Origin of the sequence: Bacteroides sp. AF25-5LB (genome assembly GCF_003602965.1) — a bacterium.
Taxonomy (GTDB): Bacteria; Bacteroidota; Bacteroidia; order Bacteroidales; family Bacteroidaceae; genus Bacteroides; species Bacteroides uniformis.
The window spans coordinates 154178-173314 of record NZ_QTMC01000010.1 but is presented as its reverse complement, the minus strand read 5'-3'; the positions used below and the strand labels follow the sequence as shown (position 1 = coordinate 173314).

The window sequence follows — 19137 nt, the reverse complement described above, 5'->3', positions numbered from 1 at the left end:
GAAAATATAGCAGAACTTAAAATATAAAAGAGGTTGTGCCAACGTTTTGACACAACCTCGTATTTATTTACCACTTTTTACCAAAATTGGCTGATTTACATAAAGGAGCATTATTTAACCTTTACAAATCGGTTTTCAGTATCAGAAAACCGATTTTTTATCGAATTTCGACTATTATCCATGATATTAGAAACAAAGTTTAACAGAACTAACTTTTCGATTCACTTGAAAACGGGCATAAAAAATAGGGAAACCTAAAAGATTTCCCCTATTGAAATAAGATATAAATAGATAGAATTAAAATTAGTATATTAAAGTATATAATTGGGAAAAAAGAATTCGCTTCATACAATCAATACTTCGGTTAAAAGAAACCGATTCTTTAAAACTAAACATAGAAAATGCAAACATCTTTAAAGGCCTTTCCTATTGAAACTCTTTAAGCTAATCATGCACTAAATCAAAAACTATATTTTCATGAAGAGTATTTATTGTTCACGGACATATGTTCTGCGATTTGCTCCCACTCCCTTTACAACGATTTTCTTCCAATGCCTAGGCAGTGCTGAAGGCAACTGTTTAATACCTTCATCGGTCAAGTCCAAACCACAAAAACCATTAATCACCATCTGAAGCAATCCGCCTGCCCCAGTAGTAAAATAAGGATTTGTTCCTCCTGCACCTTCAGAGATTACCCCGAAAGGCGGCAACTGATTTGGCCGGAAACTACGCACGAACAATTCGTAGGCCTTCTCACCATCACCCAACCGAGCATACTGCAGAGCCAATACAGAATAAGACATGGCAGGCCCTGTTTTATCGATTTTGGGCTCATAGTAGAGTAAATCTCTCTTTATTTCCTCTGGTTGAGTTATGACTTTTAACGGATATGCCAACAAGTTCGCATCTGCCTGTTTAATAACCTGACCATCATATCCATCATATTCTCTAGTCACTCCATCTGAGAATCTGGGTATTCGCAGTCTCTCTGCAATAATGTTCCAAGAAACAGGGGGTGCTACACCACAAAGAACTGCCGCTTTGGAAGCATCTTGCAGAGCGCACATCGCAGCCGCATTGGTAAATGCATTATCATTGACCCCCTCAGCATACTCATCGGCACAAACTACATTGCAAATTGAGTAAGAACCGTCTTCATTCTGCTCCACACGGCTTGACAAGAATTCAGCCACTTTTTCCATCAGAGGATATCCTTCTTCTCGCAACCAACGCATATCACGGCTCATACAATAATAATCCCAAGCAGCAATAGCAATATCTGCCGATATATGATGTTCAAAAGGACCTGTCAAGGCAAAAGTAGGACATGATTCCTCACCAGCATCGTCACTTTCCCAAGGGAACATGGCACCATCATAACCATAGCTAAATGCCCGCTGACACGCTGGTTTCAGCCGATCGGTACGATAATCCATCATTGAGCGTGCTATTCCCTGATTGAGAAAAAGCATAGGAGGAAACATCCAAAACTCCGTATCCCAAAAAATATGTCCATTATACCCTTGCGATGTCAATCCGAACGGTGGTATGCTCAAGCGACTACCTGAACGAGCGCTTGAATATAAGTGAAAAAGAGCAAAACGCACGGCAAGCTGCGCTTCGGCATCACCTACAATTTGAATATCCCCTTCCCATAACTCATTCCATTGTTTCAAATGTAAATCCATCAGCCTATCAACCCCTTCCTTAGCTCCATAAATAACCTCTCGATCGGATTCATTGCAAGGATCTATAAAATCACGATGCGTACAGACAGCACCTAACAAAGCAAAAGAAAATGTTTCTCCTTTCTTTAGATCCTTTGTAAATACGTTTCGACCATTACCAGTCTCTGTAACTTCCGTTTCATGCTCAAAAATGAAAGTCGAAGTAGCAGAGACCTGCAGTTTTCTATGCCTAGTCAAAGCGGAGGTACGTAAAAGTTTCAAATTGAGTCCAAAATCCTTAATACTCTTCCGGTGCACTACAGGCTGCAAAAAATCATCGGGGACATCAGCACTATTTTCCACCGACAAGCCGACAGGATCTAAAGCTTTTACGTTCACTCTCACCAAACCTGCATAAGGCATACTGCGCAAGGCGCAGATACTATAAGATACTTCCAACTTATTGGCATAAACAAATCGAGTCTGGTGTATGGCTTCTTTCATATTGATACATTGTTCCCAATCGGATAAAAGTTTTCCATCCAATACTTCCCCATCCACTTTCATATCTATACAGAACGGGTTAATACCACAAATCAGCCTACTAACATCATGTGGAACACCTGCATCAAACACATGATTCAGTACTACCTGCTTGACAGAGAAAGGTTCTTTCCAAGGTAAAATACCAATTCCTCCATTTCCTACGGCAGTACCATAATAGGTGCTATGATAATCTGATGTCTTTATACTCCAAAACAGATCTTGGGCATGAACAAAAGTAAATCCACACACTATCCATATCAAAGCTAACAGTATATTTTTTTTCATAACTATATTATATCTAATACTAATGTTCTAAAAGCGAATATGATACAAAGAAGACAGATAAAAGCTATTCTGCAAAAAATGTTTTAGACTGTACGTCCCGACTATTTGTACCTACCATGACTTCAAAATCTCCAGGTTCATAAACATATTGCAATTTCGAATTGTAGAATTTTAAATCCTCCTCTGCAATTACAAACTTAACTTCACGGCTTTCCCCCTTCTTTAAGAAAATGCGTTCGAATTTCCTCAGTTCCTTTACCGGACGAACAACATCGGCATAGATATCACGCAAATACAATTGCACGACTTCATAACCATCATAACCTCCTTCGTTTCTAACAGTAACAGAAACAATTATTTTTCCACCTTTCTTTAAAACATTAGAACTTAATACCATATCGTCATATCGGAAATGGGTATAACTCAATCCATAACCAAATGGGTATAATGGGTCATTGCTATCTTCTAAATAATTACTTGTATAACGATTAAACGTACATCTATCCGGATCAGGACGACCTGTATTGTGACTATTGTAATACAACGGAAGTTGCCCTACAGAACGTGGGAATGAAGTCGTAAGCTTTCCACTGGGACTCACTTTTCCAAACAACACGTCAGCAATGGCATCTCCAGCTTCACTACCAGCAAACCAAACATTTAGAATGGAAGGAACAATAGCTGATTCTTCAACTAGCACTAAAGGACGCCCCGTGAAGAGAAGCAACACAACAGGTTTTCCTGTTTTGACTAATGCTTTTAACAAGTCACGCTGAGCATCTGGAATTTCCAGCATAGTTCGTGAAGCAGACTCCCCACTCATCTCAGTACATTCACCCAAAGCAGCTACAATAACATCTGCTCGGGCAGCTATCTGCAATGCTTCTTTCAATAAAGTCTGATTATTTCCACGGTCCAATGGACGCATACCCGCAGCTGCCTTTTCAAGATTTTCATCATAGAAAACATTACTTCCTTTAGCATAAAGGACTTCTCCTTTATCACCTACCGCATCACGAATCCCTTCGAGTAACGTACGATGTTTAGAAGGAGTACACATCATACTCCACGTTCCACACATATTATTACGTGCATTAGCCATCGGACCAATCAGTGCTATTTTTCCTTTAGTAGAAAGGGGAAGCAATGACTTCTCATTTTTTAGCAGAACAAATGTTTCAGATGCAATGCTGCGAGCAATAGAACGATGCTCAGTAGTATAAAGCTGTTTCGATGCTCGTAGGGTATCACTATATTTATAAGGATTGTCAAACAGCCCTAATTTATATTTAGCTTCCAATACACGACGACAAGCCATATTGATTTGTTCTTCAGTCACTTCTCCCTTTTGAAGAGATTCTTTCAATGTGTTCAGAAAACCAGAGGATACCATATCCATATCCGTTCCTGCCTGTAGAGAACGTGCTGATGCTTCTTGCAGAGGAGCAATACCGTGCGAAGACATTTCGGCAATGGAATTATAATCTGTAACCAACAACCCTTTGAATCCCCATTCTTTTCTGAGCAAGTCAGAAATCAACCATTTATTCGCAGTGGCTGGAATTCCATCAACAATATTGAATGAGCTCATAACACTACCCACCCCGGCATCTACAGCTGCTTTATAAGGAGCAAGGTATTCATTATACATTCGTAATCGGCTCATATCTACCGTATTGTAATCACGTCCTGATTCTGAGGCTCCATAAAGAGCAAAATGTTTTACACAGGAAAGAATTTCATCGTTCCGTTGTAAATTGTTTCCTTGATATCCCCGTACATAGGCCTTTGCCATTAAAGAACCAAGATAAGGATCTTCTCCACTTCCTTCTGCTATACGCCCCCAACGTGCATCACGACAAATATCTACCATCGGACTGAATGTCCAATTCACACCATCTGCACTAGCTTCAATAGCAGATATGCGAGCCATTTTTTCGACAGCTAACGTATCCCAACTACACGAAAGAGCCAATGGAATAGGGAAAATTGTTTCATAGCCATGAACTACATCTGCACCAACAAGCAAGGGAATTTTCAGCCTACTTTCTTCCACGGCCAAACATTGTAATTCGTAAATTTTATCGATGCCTTTCACATTAAAAAAGCCACCTATCTCCTGCTTACGAATCATTTCACTCAGTTCTCCATTTTTCACAGTTCCTGTTGTGATATCACCCCCAGAAGGCAAATTCAACTGACCAATTTTTTCACGCAACGTCATGCGATCCATCAAATCACTGACACACTTATCCATTTGATTATCAGCTACATCAATTCGAGGAGAGGAACATGCTTCTCCTAATATAGCAACAAGGAATGCTAGAAGAAAATGCCAATATGTTTTCATATTCAGATTAACAATTATTGTTTTTATTCTATAACAGCAGCAAAACCACCGTTTCTCTTCATGGTAATAGTAATAGACGAAGTCTTTGTAACGGGAGTCTGCTTGTGTCTATAATCCATAGCTTGCCGATTAGCATTAATGCCATCTTCAAAACTACTCATTCGATAAGAGCGCCCTTCTTCCAGAAAATCAAGAGGAATTTCAAATTTCCTTTCCTGTACTGCATTGTTGGTTATACCTCCAATAAACCACTTCTTCCCCTTGCGCTTGGCTACAATTACATACTCCCCAACCTTAGCCTTAAGCGCCTTGGTCTGATCCCAAGTTACAGGGACCTGTGAAATAAAACGAGCACAATCCTCATTTTTTCTGTAATTAACCGGATTGTCAGCCAACATTTGCAATCCACTCTCAAAAAGAACGAATGTAGCTAATTGAAAAGCCCGTGTTCCTACACCCGCCGAATTTGGACGTAAAGCACTGTAGAGTTCAGGTTGCATACTTATCATGGGTCCTGGTGTGTAATCCATAGGGCCTACCGCATTACGCATAAAAGGAAGGTATACAGTGTTATCTGGATAACATCCCCTCATATGTTCCAGACCTTTCACTCCTTCATAGGAAACGACATTGGGATATTTATATTCTAAACCTCCAGGAGTAAAAGATCCATGAAAATCAACTAGGAGATGATGCTTAGCAGCTTCTTTAGCTACACGTTCATAGAAATTCACCATCCACTGGTCACTTCTATCCATAAAGTCGATTTTAACCCCTTTAATCCCCCAATCTTCGTAAGTCTTGAACAAATCAAAATTTTGTTCCACAGCTACCCACGATAGCCATAAGATAATGCCTACATTCTTGTCTTTTCCATACTGAATCAATTCCGGTAAGCGCATTTGTGAATTGGGCTTGTTAGGATTAAGCACAGTTTCAGCCCATCCGGCATCCATTACAATATATGGAACATGAAAGGATGAAGCAAAATCTATGTAATATTTATAAGTATCATAATTGCATCCCGACACAAAATTAACATCTGGACCATAAAGAGCTGCATCATGCCACCATTCCCAACTAGCCAACCCTGGCTTAATCCATGAATTGTCTTCAAGAACACTTTTAGTAGCCAATTTGTAATTCATGGTGTTTTCAATGAGCTGGGAATCGTCGCTACTAATAACAAAATAACGCCATGGGTAATTCCGATTTCCTTCAGTTTTTGCTATATAATCAGCCTCTTTAGTAATTTTCATACTCAGATTTCCATCTTCTGCAAACTCCAAAGGTGCTTTGGGGAAAACGGCATTAAATCCATTATAACCATTTCCCTTTAAAAACATACAAGGATAATCAAAACGATCGGATTCGCCCACCAATATTTTATATTGCTTGCGAGTATCAATCAAGATGGGAAGTACGGACATCTTGTCCGTACCCTTCCATTCTTGACAGGTAACATGTGTATACTCTTCTTCATAAGGTGTTTTAAAACCTGAAGGCTGTTGTAAATGGAGCAGATACTCTTCTGGAAAGGAAATAGCAAAATCTTCTCCAAGTACCTCAACCTTATTGGTCTTACGAGTAATAAAACGATAAGCTACCCCATCATCAAAAGCGAAGAATTCAACGGAATAACCTTTGAAATCAAGAGTAAGAGCATTATAACAACTCGTAATAGAAGAGAATTTAAGAGGAACTACAGGCTTCAACTCTTTTGAGAAGCTATTACGCTTCTGTCGCAACAACTTTGGGTTATCTCCCAAAATTTCATCATCTAATAATAAGCGAAGATAATTGTCCTTTAATAAAACTTCATCATTATAGTAAATATCATAATAAATCTTATCTGATAAACAAAACTCCACTTTTATAGTCTTTTCAGGAGAAAACAAAGTCATTTTTTTCTTGCCATATACTGCCGTAGCAAGTAGCCCTATTAACAATAACAGATAATATTTCTTCATACACATGTTTTATTATTTTTGTGAGAATGATGATAAAACGTGATTATACTCCTTTTCACTCAACCGCACCATAGCCCCATGCCGGGAGTCGGGAATCTTACAATCACAAACTACCCATTTTTCTGCCTCTATATGCTCAGCATCAAAACGTACATACTCGTATGGATATCTTTCTGAAAAAATCATCCATCCCTTACCATCGGGTTTTGGCATGAGAATAGGAGCTTCAAAATAAGTACTGGGAGTAGTGACAGGGTGCTTTGGATTTATCAAAGCATAAGAGCCGGTCAAGCATGATGACTTAGCCAATCGAATAGATTTCCCTGTAGGTACACCATCTTCCGGCCACCTTTCGTCCTTAATAACCGCATAGTAGTTTTTACCAATTTTGCGGATTATGACATCAATAGTGGCCATCTCAGATTCATCCTTGTCTGAAAAATCAAACAAACGTTTTGGAGAAGAAAAAGAGCTAAAATCTTCAGTTAGCACATAATATGTACGCATGCTTCTCCATTCATCATCTCCTTTGGCTCCTTTTTTAGCTGCATGCCACGTAACAATATACTGTCTGGAATCCTCATCATAATACAATTTAGGTGCACCGAACCAATTTCTTTCAGTATAATAATTATCAGTAAGGATAAAAGGAGATACTGGAAGTTCCTTTTCAATACTCCAGACTACAAGATCACTTGAGGTCCAAAGCAATGGTTTCTGGTTTTTCTCTGAAACACCGATCATATAATACCTATTGTCATGACCTTTGATTATATCAGGATGTCCTCTGTATTCAGCATTTACTCGTTGATTATTATTCAGTTTAGTCCATTTGCGTGCATCTCTACTTATGTAGTAGTACATATGCCCATAGTCTTCATGTCGCATATGGGCAAAAAGGTACCCTCCCTGAAATTGCGTATTATGAGACTGTCCCTGAACATTCGAAAAGTAAATGCTGACAAGGCATACACAGAAAGTGCTAATAAGTAAGTCCTTAAATTTCATGTATCTAAATTTTAATTAGCCAATGCAATATCATCTTCCCAGTGAGGACGACTATAAGTTTGACTCAAATCCTTTCCGTACGATTTAGCTTGTTCCACCAAATAATTTGGAAGTGGCATGTACTGATGAGTAGGAAGCATTTCTTTAGCCTTGAAACATGCTTGTGCATATTTATTAAAGCGGATTAAATCTATTTTTCGATGTCCTTCATAGAGAAACTCTTTTGCTCTTTCATCTAATATGACATCTAGGAAAGCCTCCTTGGTGGCAGTTTGCTGAGCTGACAAATCACTTAAACCACTTCTTCTTCTCACTTGATTAACAGCATCTACAGCTTGAGAAGAAGGCGCAGCATTAGATCGCCTAACATCTACCTCCGCCATCATCAGCAATACATCAGCCCAACGAGCCAATGGAAAATCGTTACCCTGGAAAGTCGTATTAGTTTCAATGGGGTACTTATAAATAATATATCCACTCCATCGCTGACCCAAATCTTCTTTGGTCACCTTCCCAGTAACCGTGCCTTGATTATTGACCCAATACTCATCCAATATCACAGCCCGACGTTTATCATTTGGTTCATAACTATCATACAGTTTTGGTGAAACATTGTATGCCTGCATCCATCCACCTCCTTGATAGTTAAAAGGTGTAGGATTTCCCTTGTCATCAACTTTAGAAGCATCGTTAGGCGTAGCAAGCATAGACAATGGAAAGAAATTACCGCTACTAACGTCCCCATTGGCAGAAGGATCACAACTTAAAGCCATAATGATTTCACAATTAAAATCATTCGCAGCCTTAAACATATCAACATAAGGATTATCCCCCTTCTTAAACAAACTATATCGATTATCTTTACTCAATTCTTGATACATCTGCATGGCTTTATCATAATAGCCTGTCATATGTTCTCCTTCATTAAGGCAATGTTTCATCATACAAAATTTAGCATAATCTGAAGTATAACGACCGCGTTCCTTTACTTCATTAGGCAGATTATCCGCAGCAAACTGAAAATCATTATAAATCCAGGTACTCATTTCGTCCAACGAAGGTCTGACTAGGTTAGTCAAAGCTGCTTCATTATTTATATTATCCTTATCCACAATTGCAGGCAATGGTCCATAAATATGCATGAGATAATAAAGCATCAGGCCTCTACACAAATGAGCTTCACCTAACAGTCTTTCCTTGCTGATTGTTTTGAAAATTTGATCGTCTGCCTGCTCTAAAGTAGAGATAATCTCAGTAAAGCGAGTAATCTGGGCTAACTTAGGAATATGGTTGATATTATGCTCACCCACCCATGAACGTTCTGCGTAGACACAATCCCTGTAATCTGCTTGAGAAAGTTTCATCCATGAACCCCAGCCTAAGTTCCATGCGGCCATATTATCAGACGGAGCCTCAAAAACTCTCAGTATACCCCCTTCAGGGATATAGAAACTATGCTGACCCGGATCGTTTCCTATTTGATACTGCCATGTTGTTGTAAAAGGAATATAGCACGTCATCGTGTAATCTTCATATTCACTTTCTGTTTTAGGATAGTTTTCCGGATTCAATGTTCCGAAAAGTTTAGGATCGAAATTATCTTCACAGCCAGATAAGGCTAATGATGTAATAAAAAACAATATGAAGGATTTTATATTTTTCATAATCACAGTTATTAATATTAATTAGAATACAATGTTTGTTCCAAGTGTGAATGTGCGAGCTTGAGGATATTCGCCTCTGGATGCATTGTTTGCTCCACCCCCACCTGTATATATTTCGGGGTCAAAGCCCTTAAATTTACTGATGACAAACGGATTTTGAACATCTGCATAAACTTTAATGCCTTTCACATATTTTTTGAGTTTACCCAAGATTTTATCCCTGAAATTATAGGATAAAGTTATATTTCTCATTCTCACAAACGAGGCATTTTCCATGTCTATATTAACGCCAGCACCTCCAGGCAATGCACCCATGCGATCCACGGCCAGTCCAGGACGAGTACCATTGGGATTGGTTTGAGAGTTCCAAAGCAGGTAAGCATATTTGTTAGTATTTTCCGGATAGTCTACCGCTAACGGACCAGGTAATGCAGCTCTATACGCAATATTAGACTTAAGGATTCCAAATTGTCCGTACATGAAGAAACTGAACTCCCAATTCTTATAAGTGAATGTATTGCCAAAACCAATATAAATATCTGGTGTATTATCTTTTAGGTAGATATCATTTTCATCAATTTTTCCATCATTGTTCTTATCATCAATAATTGGACAACCTGGAAGTTGGGCTTCTGCCTGCAATGTTTTTTGTGACTCCGGCATATTGCTGCGGTCAGCGTTAATAATACCAGTCATCTTATAGTAATAGTAGGCATTCATAGGTTCCTTGTTTCTTTTTTGATAGCTACGATAATCATAGTTCGGCATTCTTTCTTTCCAGAACGAATTCGTTTTCGAGAAAGTCAGTTGCGTGTTCCAATTAAAATCTCCGACCATATTTTTAGTATCAAGCATAATTTCCCATCCTTGACGATAGAAATGGCCTCCATTTATAGGACGAGTTGGGTAAATGGCAAGAGGTGATGTTGATGCATAACCCAATAAGCTGGTCACATCATTGCGGAATACATCAATACTACCACTTACTCGGTTTTTGAACAAGTAGAAATCCAAACCGATATTCTTCATGATAGTTTTTTGCCAACTTACGTCAGGATAATTAGTTCCCATTGAGACACAAGGTACATAAAAAAGGCCATTATCATTGAAGCCTACCTTAAATCCGCTAGGCTCATAAACACCATAAAGTGAACTACCTAAATTATCCTGTCCTGTTTTACCATAACTAGCTCTCAGTTTTAACAAATTAATCCAAAAAACATCCTTAAGAAATTTTTCATTTGAAATTTTCCACGCTGCTGAAACAGAAGGGAACAAAGCATATTTTTTCCCTGGAAAAAACTTATCGGTTCCATCTCGACGAAGGGTCGCTGAAATGACATATCTATCCAAGACATCGAAGCTTAATTTAAAGAACTGAGATCTTTTTTCATTTTTCAATGTATGAGAAGTTGGATATATCTTTCCTTTTGCTGAACTAATATCATGCTCATTAATCATGTCGTGTGTATCTTCGTAAGAGATACCGTATCCTTCATTGCTTTCCAAATATTTTCCCATACCAGCCATGGCATCCACTTGTACGAAATTAAACATATATTTCGAAAATGACAACATCGCTTCTAGGGTTTGTGTCTGTCTACGCTGTGAGTAAATATTTCCTCTTGACTTATACATTCTGGCAAAATACACATCGGATGGAATGAATGTTGATCTTCTGACATTTTCTTGATTCATGCCATATACCCCTTTAAATACTAGAATGTCTTTATACAACTTCGCGTTGATAGAGAAATTTAAACTATATCCATTCTCTTTACTATAGTCCACAATATCCTCCATTGCTTTGGGATTAGGAATATTACGGAAAATTGTATAACTCCCATCATCCTGCTTCACCGGCAAATAAGATGGATACAGAAGAGCTGATGTCAAAACACTAGGAGCAACATCACCCTGATTTCCTGTATCAGTACCAATTATACCATTATCATATGTATTCTGATTAGCGTTAAAAACCGATGTCAAGTTCAAGAAAGGGAACAAATCCAAACCTAAATTACCATGAACTGAATATTTAGTCATGCCAGATCTTGATACAGTACCTTGCTGCTTCAGGTAGCTTCCTCCTAGATAATACTTAAATTTAGAGTGTCCTCCGCTAATCGTCAGATTATGTTTGGTAAGGAAACCATTACGTAATACCAAGTCCTTCCAGTCCGTATCGGTTGCATTTTGCATATCCGCTTCAGTAAACTGGGGTTTCCATTTTCCATCATAAGGAGTTGTTCCATAAGGATATTGCTTGTTATTATACAAATAGTTTTCCTTATTGAAAACATTAGCTAACTCCATGTACTCTTTTGAATTCAGAACATCTAGATATGGATAGTTACGTACAAAAGAATAGCTGCCATCATACACAATATTAGGTGCTCCTTCTTTTCCTTTCTTAGTAGTAATCAATATAACTCCATTATCAGCTCCAATACCATAGATAGCCGCAGAGGCATCTTTAAGAATTTCTACAGACTCCACATCTGCCGGATTTAAATTGGCAATACCATTACGATCGATATTATTCGGAAGACCCACTTGGCCACAATTACCACTAAGGGCGTTATTCGGCATAACGATACCATCAATTACATAGATAGGATTTCCTCCTCCACGAATTGATATATTCACCTTTCCATCTGGCTGCATACTATTCACTGTTGCCTGTAACCCAGCAGCTCGTCCCATCAACAATTGGTTGACATGGCTGGTACCAGCTTGTGAAATTTTATCAGTTTTCACTTGCGCAATAGCGGTCGTAAGATTTTTCTTCGACACAGAGCCATAACCCACAACTACAACTTCATCAATGAGTTTTATATCTTCACTCAGATAAATTTCTAAAAACGATTTATCCAGCACATCAAGCACTTGCGACTCATATCCAATATAAGAAACAACAATTTTCTTATCTGCTGAAACATTTATTGCAAAATTACCATTAATATCGCTGATTGCGCCAATTGATTCCTTTTCCACCGCGATACTTGCCCCAATTATAGGTTCCCCCGTTTTACGGTCTTTGATTATACCTTTCAACATTTTTGTATTGGTCTTTACCGTTTTTTTTGCGCTCAGTATAATCTGTCTATTCTTGATTTGATACTGAATAGAAGTTCCTTTCAGCAAGGTTTCCAATACATTATGTATTGTTTGTTTATCAACATGTATAGTACGCTTTTGACGAACATCAATCACCTGTTTACTATACTGAAAAGAATACGCTGTTTTCTCTTCGATCTTGCTTAACACATGCTCCAATGATACATTATCCAAATGAAGCGTTATTTTCTCGTTCTGTGCCCAACCAATTCCAGTAGATAACAGCACAATTAAAAAGAATAAAAAAGGATACTTTTTATTTTTCATAGTTTTAAAAATTTGATAATTATATTTTGTCTTTATTGCTTTGCTAATTTTAGCCAATTCTTTCCCGTTTATATTAAAGACTGTTTAGAAAGAAAACCCCACATAAAAACACCTAAAAATTTTTAGTTTTTTTCGTCAGCCTACCAATATCATCGTAAATATCTGTAATACTATATATTAATGATATGGCAAATATGAAACTATTTCAGTTCGAAACAAACTTTAGAACGAATATCAGCAGATGAAGAAGCTATCAAAGCTTCATATTTTCCTGGCTCAGCAGCCCATTTATGCTGTTTGTCGTCAAAGTATGATAGTTCTTCAGCTGTAATAGTAAACAAAACCTCTTTCGTTTCATTTGGCTGAAGTTCTACTTTACAAAAGCCCTTCAATTCTTTAATGAGCCAAATTACAGAAAATTTCAGACTTTTAATATATAGCTGTATAACTTCAGCCCCAACACGTTTGCCTGTATTTGTAATTGGAAGAGTAATACATAACTGCCCACTCTTGTCCATAGACGTGCTACTTACCTTGGGGTTTCCATACTCAAATGTAGTATAGCTTAAGCCATGACCAAAAGGGAAATTGGGTGTTAACTTGTTTTTATCAATAAAGCGATAACCAACAAATAATCCTTCGTTATAGGGTATGTCATAAACCTCATTTCCTAAAGCATCGACACCTTTGTGACCTGGATATTCGTCCACCCTGTGAGCACCACACTGATCAAGACCCGCATAATAAGTATATGGAAGCTTACCACTAGGACTAACATCCCCCATGAGTATAGAAGCCCAAACATTGCCAGTTTCACTTCCCAGGTACCAAGCTTGATTCTTCCAAGGCATAGCTACACCTGTTCCACTGATGTTGATTACAACCAGTTTTTTATTAACTTGCAGTAAATCCATAATCAATCCATTTTGATTATAAGGCAAATCCATTGTTGTTCGGTCCGTACCTTCACAATCCTAATAGTTACTTTTATTTAGTCCTCCTATAAAAAGAACGATATCAGCATTACCAGCTGCGTGCAGAGCTTCTGCTCTGATTTCTTCTGGACTACGGTCATCCTTCAAGTTTTGCCCAGTTTTTACCCCCAGTAGGATCACCTACGTATCCACGGGCATATATGATTTCAGCTTGTTTACCAATACGTTTTCTCAGTCCTTCCAAAGGAGTAACTTCATACTTGGCTTTCAAAGAGGAAGAGCCACCTCCAACAGTCATCATTTTAATGGCATTTTCACCAATAACAGTAATACGTCTTACCTTTGATAAATCAATTGGAAGTAAATTTTCATTGTTTTGCAAAAGTACCATACCTTCTGCTCCTACTTTTCGGCAAGCATCTTTATGTGCATCTGCGACCATTGATCCCCAGGGTCGATCACTATTCATGGCAGTACGAAACGTTAGTCTTAATACTCGACGCACCTTTTCGTTTAATTCTTTATCAGTATAAATGCCTTCTTTTATACCTTTCAAATATGGGTTTGCCAACCAATAGTTATCATAGGCATTGCTAGCCCCCTCTGTTAACCCATCTGTCCAGCTTCCGAACTCCATATCCAAGCCTCCAATAATAGCAGTTTGTGTATCATGAACAGCTCCCCAATCTGATATGACCGCACCATCCCACTACCATTCTTCTTTCAAAATCTGATTCATCAGTATTGGATTATAACTAGCGTGTTCGCCTCGAAATAAATTATAGCCTCCCATAAAGTACCAAGCCTTACCCTCTACTGCAGCTGCCTTAAAACCTGGAAGGTATATTTCATAAAGCGTACGATCATCAACTATCGGATTGGAAGTGTGACGGTTGATTTTATTATTATTTAAAGCAAAGTGCTTCATGCAGGCAGAAACCCCATTGCTTTGCACGCCCTAAACATAGGGTACCACCATACGACTAATCAGGTATGGATCTTCTCCCATATACTCAAAATTACGTCCACAAAGAGGAGTTCTATAAACATTTATCCTAGGACCTAGTAATACACTTTTGTTGCGGAAACGAGCCTCTTTTCCAATGCTTTTATAAAATAAAGCCATGTCGGGATTCCATGTAGCCGCCAGACAAGAAAGTGCAAGAAAAGCCATGCAAGAATCATTGGTCCAACCTGCCTGATCCCATTCATCCCACATGACCTCAGGACGTATGCCCATTGGACCATTAGTACACCATAATTCCGGAATACCCAATCTGGGCACACCAGGAGCACTGAATTTAGATTGCGCATGAATAATATTTATTTTTTCCTGTAAAGTCATACGAGAAAGAGCATCCTCCACACGCTGTTTTATTGGTTGATTTTTATCCAAATAGACTGGAGTTTGCGCTGAAGCGGATATACCACAAAACACAAAAGCGCAAAATGTAATAGTTTTCAGTGTTTTAATTTTCATATTTAGCATTTTTGAATTGTAACAAAGTCTATTATTGAAAGAAAGCTACCACTTATCTCAAAGAAGTTAAAGAGCTGCGCGTAACCCCCTTAAACGTCATTTTTACAGGTTTTATATAACCTTCATCATCAAAAAACATCCGTTCAATGCAAACAACACGGGCATTCCCATCTGTTTCATTTAAGGGATGGCGATGATACACTATATACCATTCATCATCTTTCAACCCCTTTATCACAGAATGGTGTCCAGCTCCAGTAGCAACCTCCTCATCTTGTTCCAATATTTTTCCGACTCGCTTAAAAGGCCCGAATGGCGAATCTGCCATGGCGTAAGCTACACAATAGTCAGGACCAGTCCAATCACCTTCTGACCACATAAAATAATACTTCCCTTGATGCTTTAACATAAAAGGCCCTTCAACATAATTGTCTGGAGTTACTTCCTTACAAAGCGAGCCATCTTCAAAGGGAACAAGATGCAACAAATCATCACTTAATTTCACCATATTGCAATGCCCCCAACCTCCATAATACATGTAATAACTGCCATCATCATCCTTGAATACAAACTGATCGATAGGTTGTGCCCCGTTTATTATCTCATTGATTAATGGCTTACCCAAAGCATCCTTAAACGGCCCTTCTGGACTATCAGCAACAGCTACGCCGATACCACCAATTTCACCTTCGTGGACATCATTAGCAGAAAAGTACAGATAATACTTTTCATTAGCATAAATAATTGCGGGTGCCCATAGAGCTTTTTCCAACCAGGATACATTTTCTACCGAAAGAATTTTGGAGTGCTTTTTCCAAGTCACAAGATCGGGTGAAGAAAAAGCATCTAAAAATAGTTGCTGCTCAAATGGAGCTGAATAAGTAGGAAAAATCCAGTAACGGTTGTCAAACACTACCCCTTCAGGATCGGCATACCATCCTTCAAATAACGGATTGCCACTTTCTTGAACAGCTTTCGTATTGTTCAGTGAACACGACGAAAAGAATTGCCCACCTAACAATACATAAAAAACTAATAATTTGCACTTTATATTTAACATATGAGCTCTATTAATCGAAGTATGGATGCAGCCATATTCACTGCATCCATACAGTTAAAGATGTATTATGACTTACTTAACCTCAGTCAGCTCCAACACCCAGCTATCATACTCCTTATTTAAATCAAGAGCAAAACCGGCATTCATCAAAAGATCACCGGAAAAAATCCGATTGTGTAAATAACAAGGTTTATCATCTGCAGCCAAATTTAATTCTCTTATTTGATACTTCTTGTTTTTATCCAAACCATCCAGACGCACATGATGTAATCGTGGGTTAACATAGTGTTCCATTTTAAAAGCAAAGAACACTGCACGGTCTTTATTCTCAGTAACATACATCATTGACGCAACCGCTTTCTTTTCATACGGAGAAATCAGACGATATTGGTCTCCATACTGAATAACCGTACGAATCCCTTTATAAGTGTCAATGGCCTTTTTGGAAAATTCTTTTTCATCTGCATTCATATTCTTAGGTTGAATTTCCATACCTAAGCGACCAGTCATCGCAACATCAAAACGAAATTTCAATGGAACAAGACGGCCTGTCTGATGATTGGACGATGCACTTACATGCTGAGCCATTGCTATAGATGGATAAAAGTAAGATGTTCCCCATTGGATGAAGAGGCGCTGCAAAGCATCTGTATTATCACTAACCCAAAACTCGTTGAAATAAGGCATCACTCCGTAGCTGGCACGTCCGCCACCACTACCACAAGCTTGCATAACTACATCAGGGTATTTAGCGCGAATCCTTTCCAATACATTTATTAAGCCACGGTGATAATCAATATAAATATGTGATTGTTTATCCTTTGGCAGGTAGCTTGAGCCATAGTTCATTATTTCTCCATTAGCATCCCATTTGATATAAGCAATTTCCGGATTCTTACTCAATAGCCCATCTACTACACTGAAAACAAAATCCTGAACCTTAGGATTACACAAGTCCAGTACTACTTGTGTACCACCACGGCCACACATTAATTCTCTATTCATAGAACGCAGTACCCAATCAGGGTGCTTTTCAACCAACTCACTTTTTGTATTAGTAAATTCCGGTTCGATCCAAATACCAAACTTAATCCCATATTTTTTAGCAGTATCTGTAAGTCCTTTAATACCATGAGGGAGTTTTTGAGTGTCTACTACCCAGTCACCCAATGATGAATTATCTTGTATACGACGATATTTATTCCCGAACCATCCGTCGTCCATTACAAATAGTTCACCACCCATGGCTGCGAAATCCTTCATCATCTGATCCATTTCTTGTTCCTTGATATTAAGGTAAACCCCTTCCCAGCTGTTCAACAGAATATCTCTCGGCTTATCACAGCTATATACCATACCCATACGAGCCCATCGGTGGAGGTTCCTACTAGCTTCACCTAATCCTTCACAAGAATAAGTAAGAGCAAGTTTAGGAGTAGTAAATACTTCACGTGGTTCAAGTTTGTATTCAGAAGCCTCTTCATTCATACCGGCAAAAACATGATGCACATGACTACCATACGTATCATCAGAATCTATCCTAATTTTCGTACGTCCACCCCAACACAGAACAGCTCCAATAACACGTCCACTATTTTCCTGAGGTTTACCATCCAATGAAAACATAACCTCTGAGTGTTCACCCAATCCGTTACGTACTCCATCCATATTTTTTATAACTTTCATCCCAGAAGTCAACGGTTCTGTAGTAATCCGAGTCTCAGTACCCCAATGTCCGGATAGAGAAGAGATCCACACGTCGCCTCTACGAATCATAAAATGACCTGAATCAAAGCGCTTAAGTACTACCGCTTTCTTTTCGTTATGAGAATATTCAGTCCATGTTTCAATAATATCCAAATTGTTGAAAGCCCGAAAATTCAACGTTACATAAAAAGGGTAAACTCTGTCTTTTAAATGAATCACTGTAAGCTTTGCGCTTTTTTCATCCAAAGTTTCCACTTTGTCTACAATCAAATCCAATGTTAAGTTACCATCAGCATGAACCACCTGTAATGCTGAACTTTCATAAGATGAAGTACCAAATACCGGATAAGCTGGACGGCTCAATCCATTCCACGAATCAAAGACCTGATCTATTTGATTCTCATTAATTCTGTCACCAAAATAAGCAAATTGCAATTGCTGACCCTCTCCCCACGTATTCAATAAAATAGATGAACGGGGAGTAGAAATTAGTACTTTGCCATTCCATGCCTGAAGAATACCAGCAGGATATAACAAGCATAACAATAATACATAAACGATTTTCTTCATTGTTTTAAATTATTCAGTTAAACACATTCTAGTAAATTGTACTCGGATTTTCATTTAAAGAAATAAACGGATACGCAAAGATTGGCGGGCGCACAGCGCAAGTGTAACCATTAAAGTATCTGCTCATAGACTAATAGTTAAAAGGTTAATTAATATATTTATAGTAATGCTATCTGTAATACAAAGAATAATACGCATAATGTGTTAAGTAACCACACACTATAAATTTCCACCTATTCATGATTTATAGACTCATGAACTCAATTCCTCCATTAAAAGATTTAGGCGGCCATAGTATTCCACGCATAACATTTTTAAGACGGTTAACAACGTGATCACCACAGTATATTAACACTTTTTTATATATAGATATCAAACTATTTACATACCTTACTTCAAAAAAAGAACTGCCAATCTACCAGATCATTCTATAATTATAAATATGAAGAAGACAGATATACTATTAAATAATAAAGGTTATGTATGCTAAAGCTATGTCAAACTGAAC

General features: G+C 38.2%; 8 protein-coding genes and 1 pseudogene. All 9 read right to left on the bottom strand.

Features of this window, described 5'->3' with window-relative positions:
- Positions 1-488: 488 nt before the first annotated feature.
- The 9 genes and pseudogenes from DWY57_RS12700 to DWY57_RS12660 all read right to left on the bottom strand — a co-directional run bounded on the left by DWY57_RS12700 (position 489) and on the right by DWY57_RS12660 (position 18629).
- The gene (locus DWY57_RS12700) at positions 489-2498 is read right to left on the bottom strand and encodes a glycoside hydrolase family 65 protein (RefSeq protein WP_117599466.1); all 2010 of its coding nucleotides are present in this window, start codon (positions 2496-2498) and stop codon (positions 489-491) included.
- Between the two features lie 64 nt (positions 2499-2562).
- On the bottom strand, positions 2563-4848 hold the full coding sequence (bglX, locus tag DWY57_RS12695; protein ID WP_117599465.1) for a beta-glucosidase BglX: 2286 nt from the start codon (positions 4846-4848) through the stop codon (positions 2563-2565).
- Positions 4849-4871: 23 nt separating this feature from the next.
- The gene (locus tag DWY57_RS12690; protein ID WP_119961877.1) at positions 4872-6818 is read right to left on the bottom strand and encodes a glycoside hydrolase family 97 protein; all 1947 of its coding nucleotides are present in this window, start codon (positions 6816-6818) and stop codon (positions 4872-4874) included.
- A gap of 12 nt (positions 6819-6830) precedes the next feature.
- Positions 6831-7826: a hypothetical protein gene (locus tag DWY57_RS12685; protein ID WP_227201746.1), complete on the bottom strand. Its 996-nt coding sequence runs from the start codon at positions 7824-7826 to the stop codon at positions 6831-6833.
- A gap of 11 nt (positions 7827-7837) precedes the next feature.
- Positions 7838-9490 (bottom strand): RagB/SusD family nutrient uptake outer membrane protein, encoded by a 1653-nt coding sequence (locus tag DWY57_RS12680; protein ID WP_117599463.1) that lies wholly within the window; start codon positions 9488-9490, stop codon positions 7838-7840.
- A 21-nt stretch (positions 9491-9511) separates the two neighbouring features.
- Complete coding sequence (locus tag DWY57_RS12675) at positions 9512-12934, bottom strand: SusC/RagA family TonB-linked outer membrane protein (protein ID WP_117599462.1); 3423 nt, start codon at positions 12932-12934, stop codon at positions 9512-9514.
- A gap of 143 nt (positions 12935-13077) precedes the next feature.
- A pseudogene (locus tag DWY57_RS12670) lies at positions 13078-15157 on the bottom strand (glycoside hydrolase family 3 C-terminal domain-containing protein).
- A 187-nt stretch (positions 15158-15344) separates the two neighbouring features.
- Positions 15345-16352 (bottom strand): glycoside hydrolase family 43 protein, encoded by a 1008-nt coding sequence (locus DWY57_RS12665; protein ID WP_117599461.1) that lies wholly within the window; start codon positions 16350-16352, stop codon positions 15345-15347.
- A 72-nt stretch (positions 16353-16424) separates the two neighbouring features.
- The gene (locus tag DWY57_RS12660) at positions 16425-18629 is read right to left on the bottom strand and encodes an alpha-galactosidase (RefSeq protein ID WP_117599460.1); all 2205 of its coding nucleotides are present in this window, start codon (positions 18627-18629) and stop codon (positions 16425-16427) included.
- Between the last annotated feature and the right edge of the window lie 508 nt (positions 18630-19137).

Bases quoted from the DNA above. Each gene is read 5' to 3' on its own strand.
- DWY57_RS12660 (WP_117599460.1), bottom strand. From the start codon at position 18,629: ATGAAGAAAATCGTTTATGTATTATTGTTATGCTTGTTATATCCTGCT.
- DWY57_RS12700 (WP_117599466.1), bottom strand. From the start codon at position 2,498: ATGAAAAAAAATATACTGTTAGCTTTGATATGGATAGTGTGTGGATTT.
- DWY57_RS12680 (WP_117599463.1), bottom strand. From the start codon at position 9,490: ATGAAAAATATAAAATCCTTCATATTGTTTTTTATTACATCATTAGCC.
- DWY57_RS12685 (WP_227201746.1), bottom strand. From the start codon at position 7,826: ATGAAATTTAAGGACTTACTTATTAGCACTTTCTGTGTATGCCTTGTC.
- DWY57_RS12690 (WP_119961877.1), bottom strand. From the start codon at position 6,818: ATGAAGAAATATTATCTGTTATTGTTAATAGGGCTACTTGCTACGGCA.
- DWY57_RS12665 (WP_117599461.1), bottom strand. From the start codon at position 16,352: ATGTTAAATATAAAGTGCAAATTATTAGTTTTTTATGTATTGTTAGGT.
- bglX (WP_117599465.1), bottom strand. From the start codon at position 4,848: ATGAAAACATATTGGCATTTTCTTCTAGCATTCCTTGTTGCTATATTA.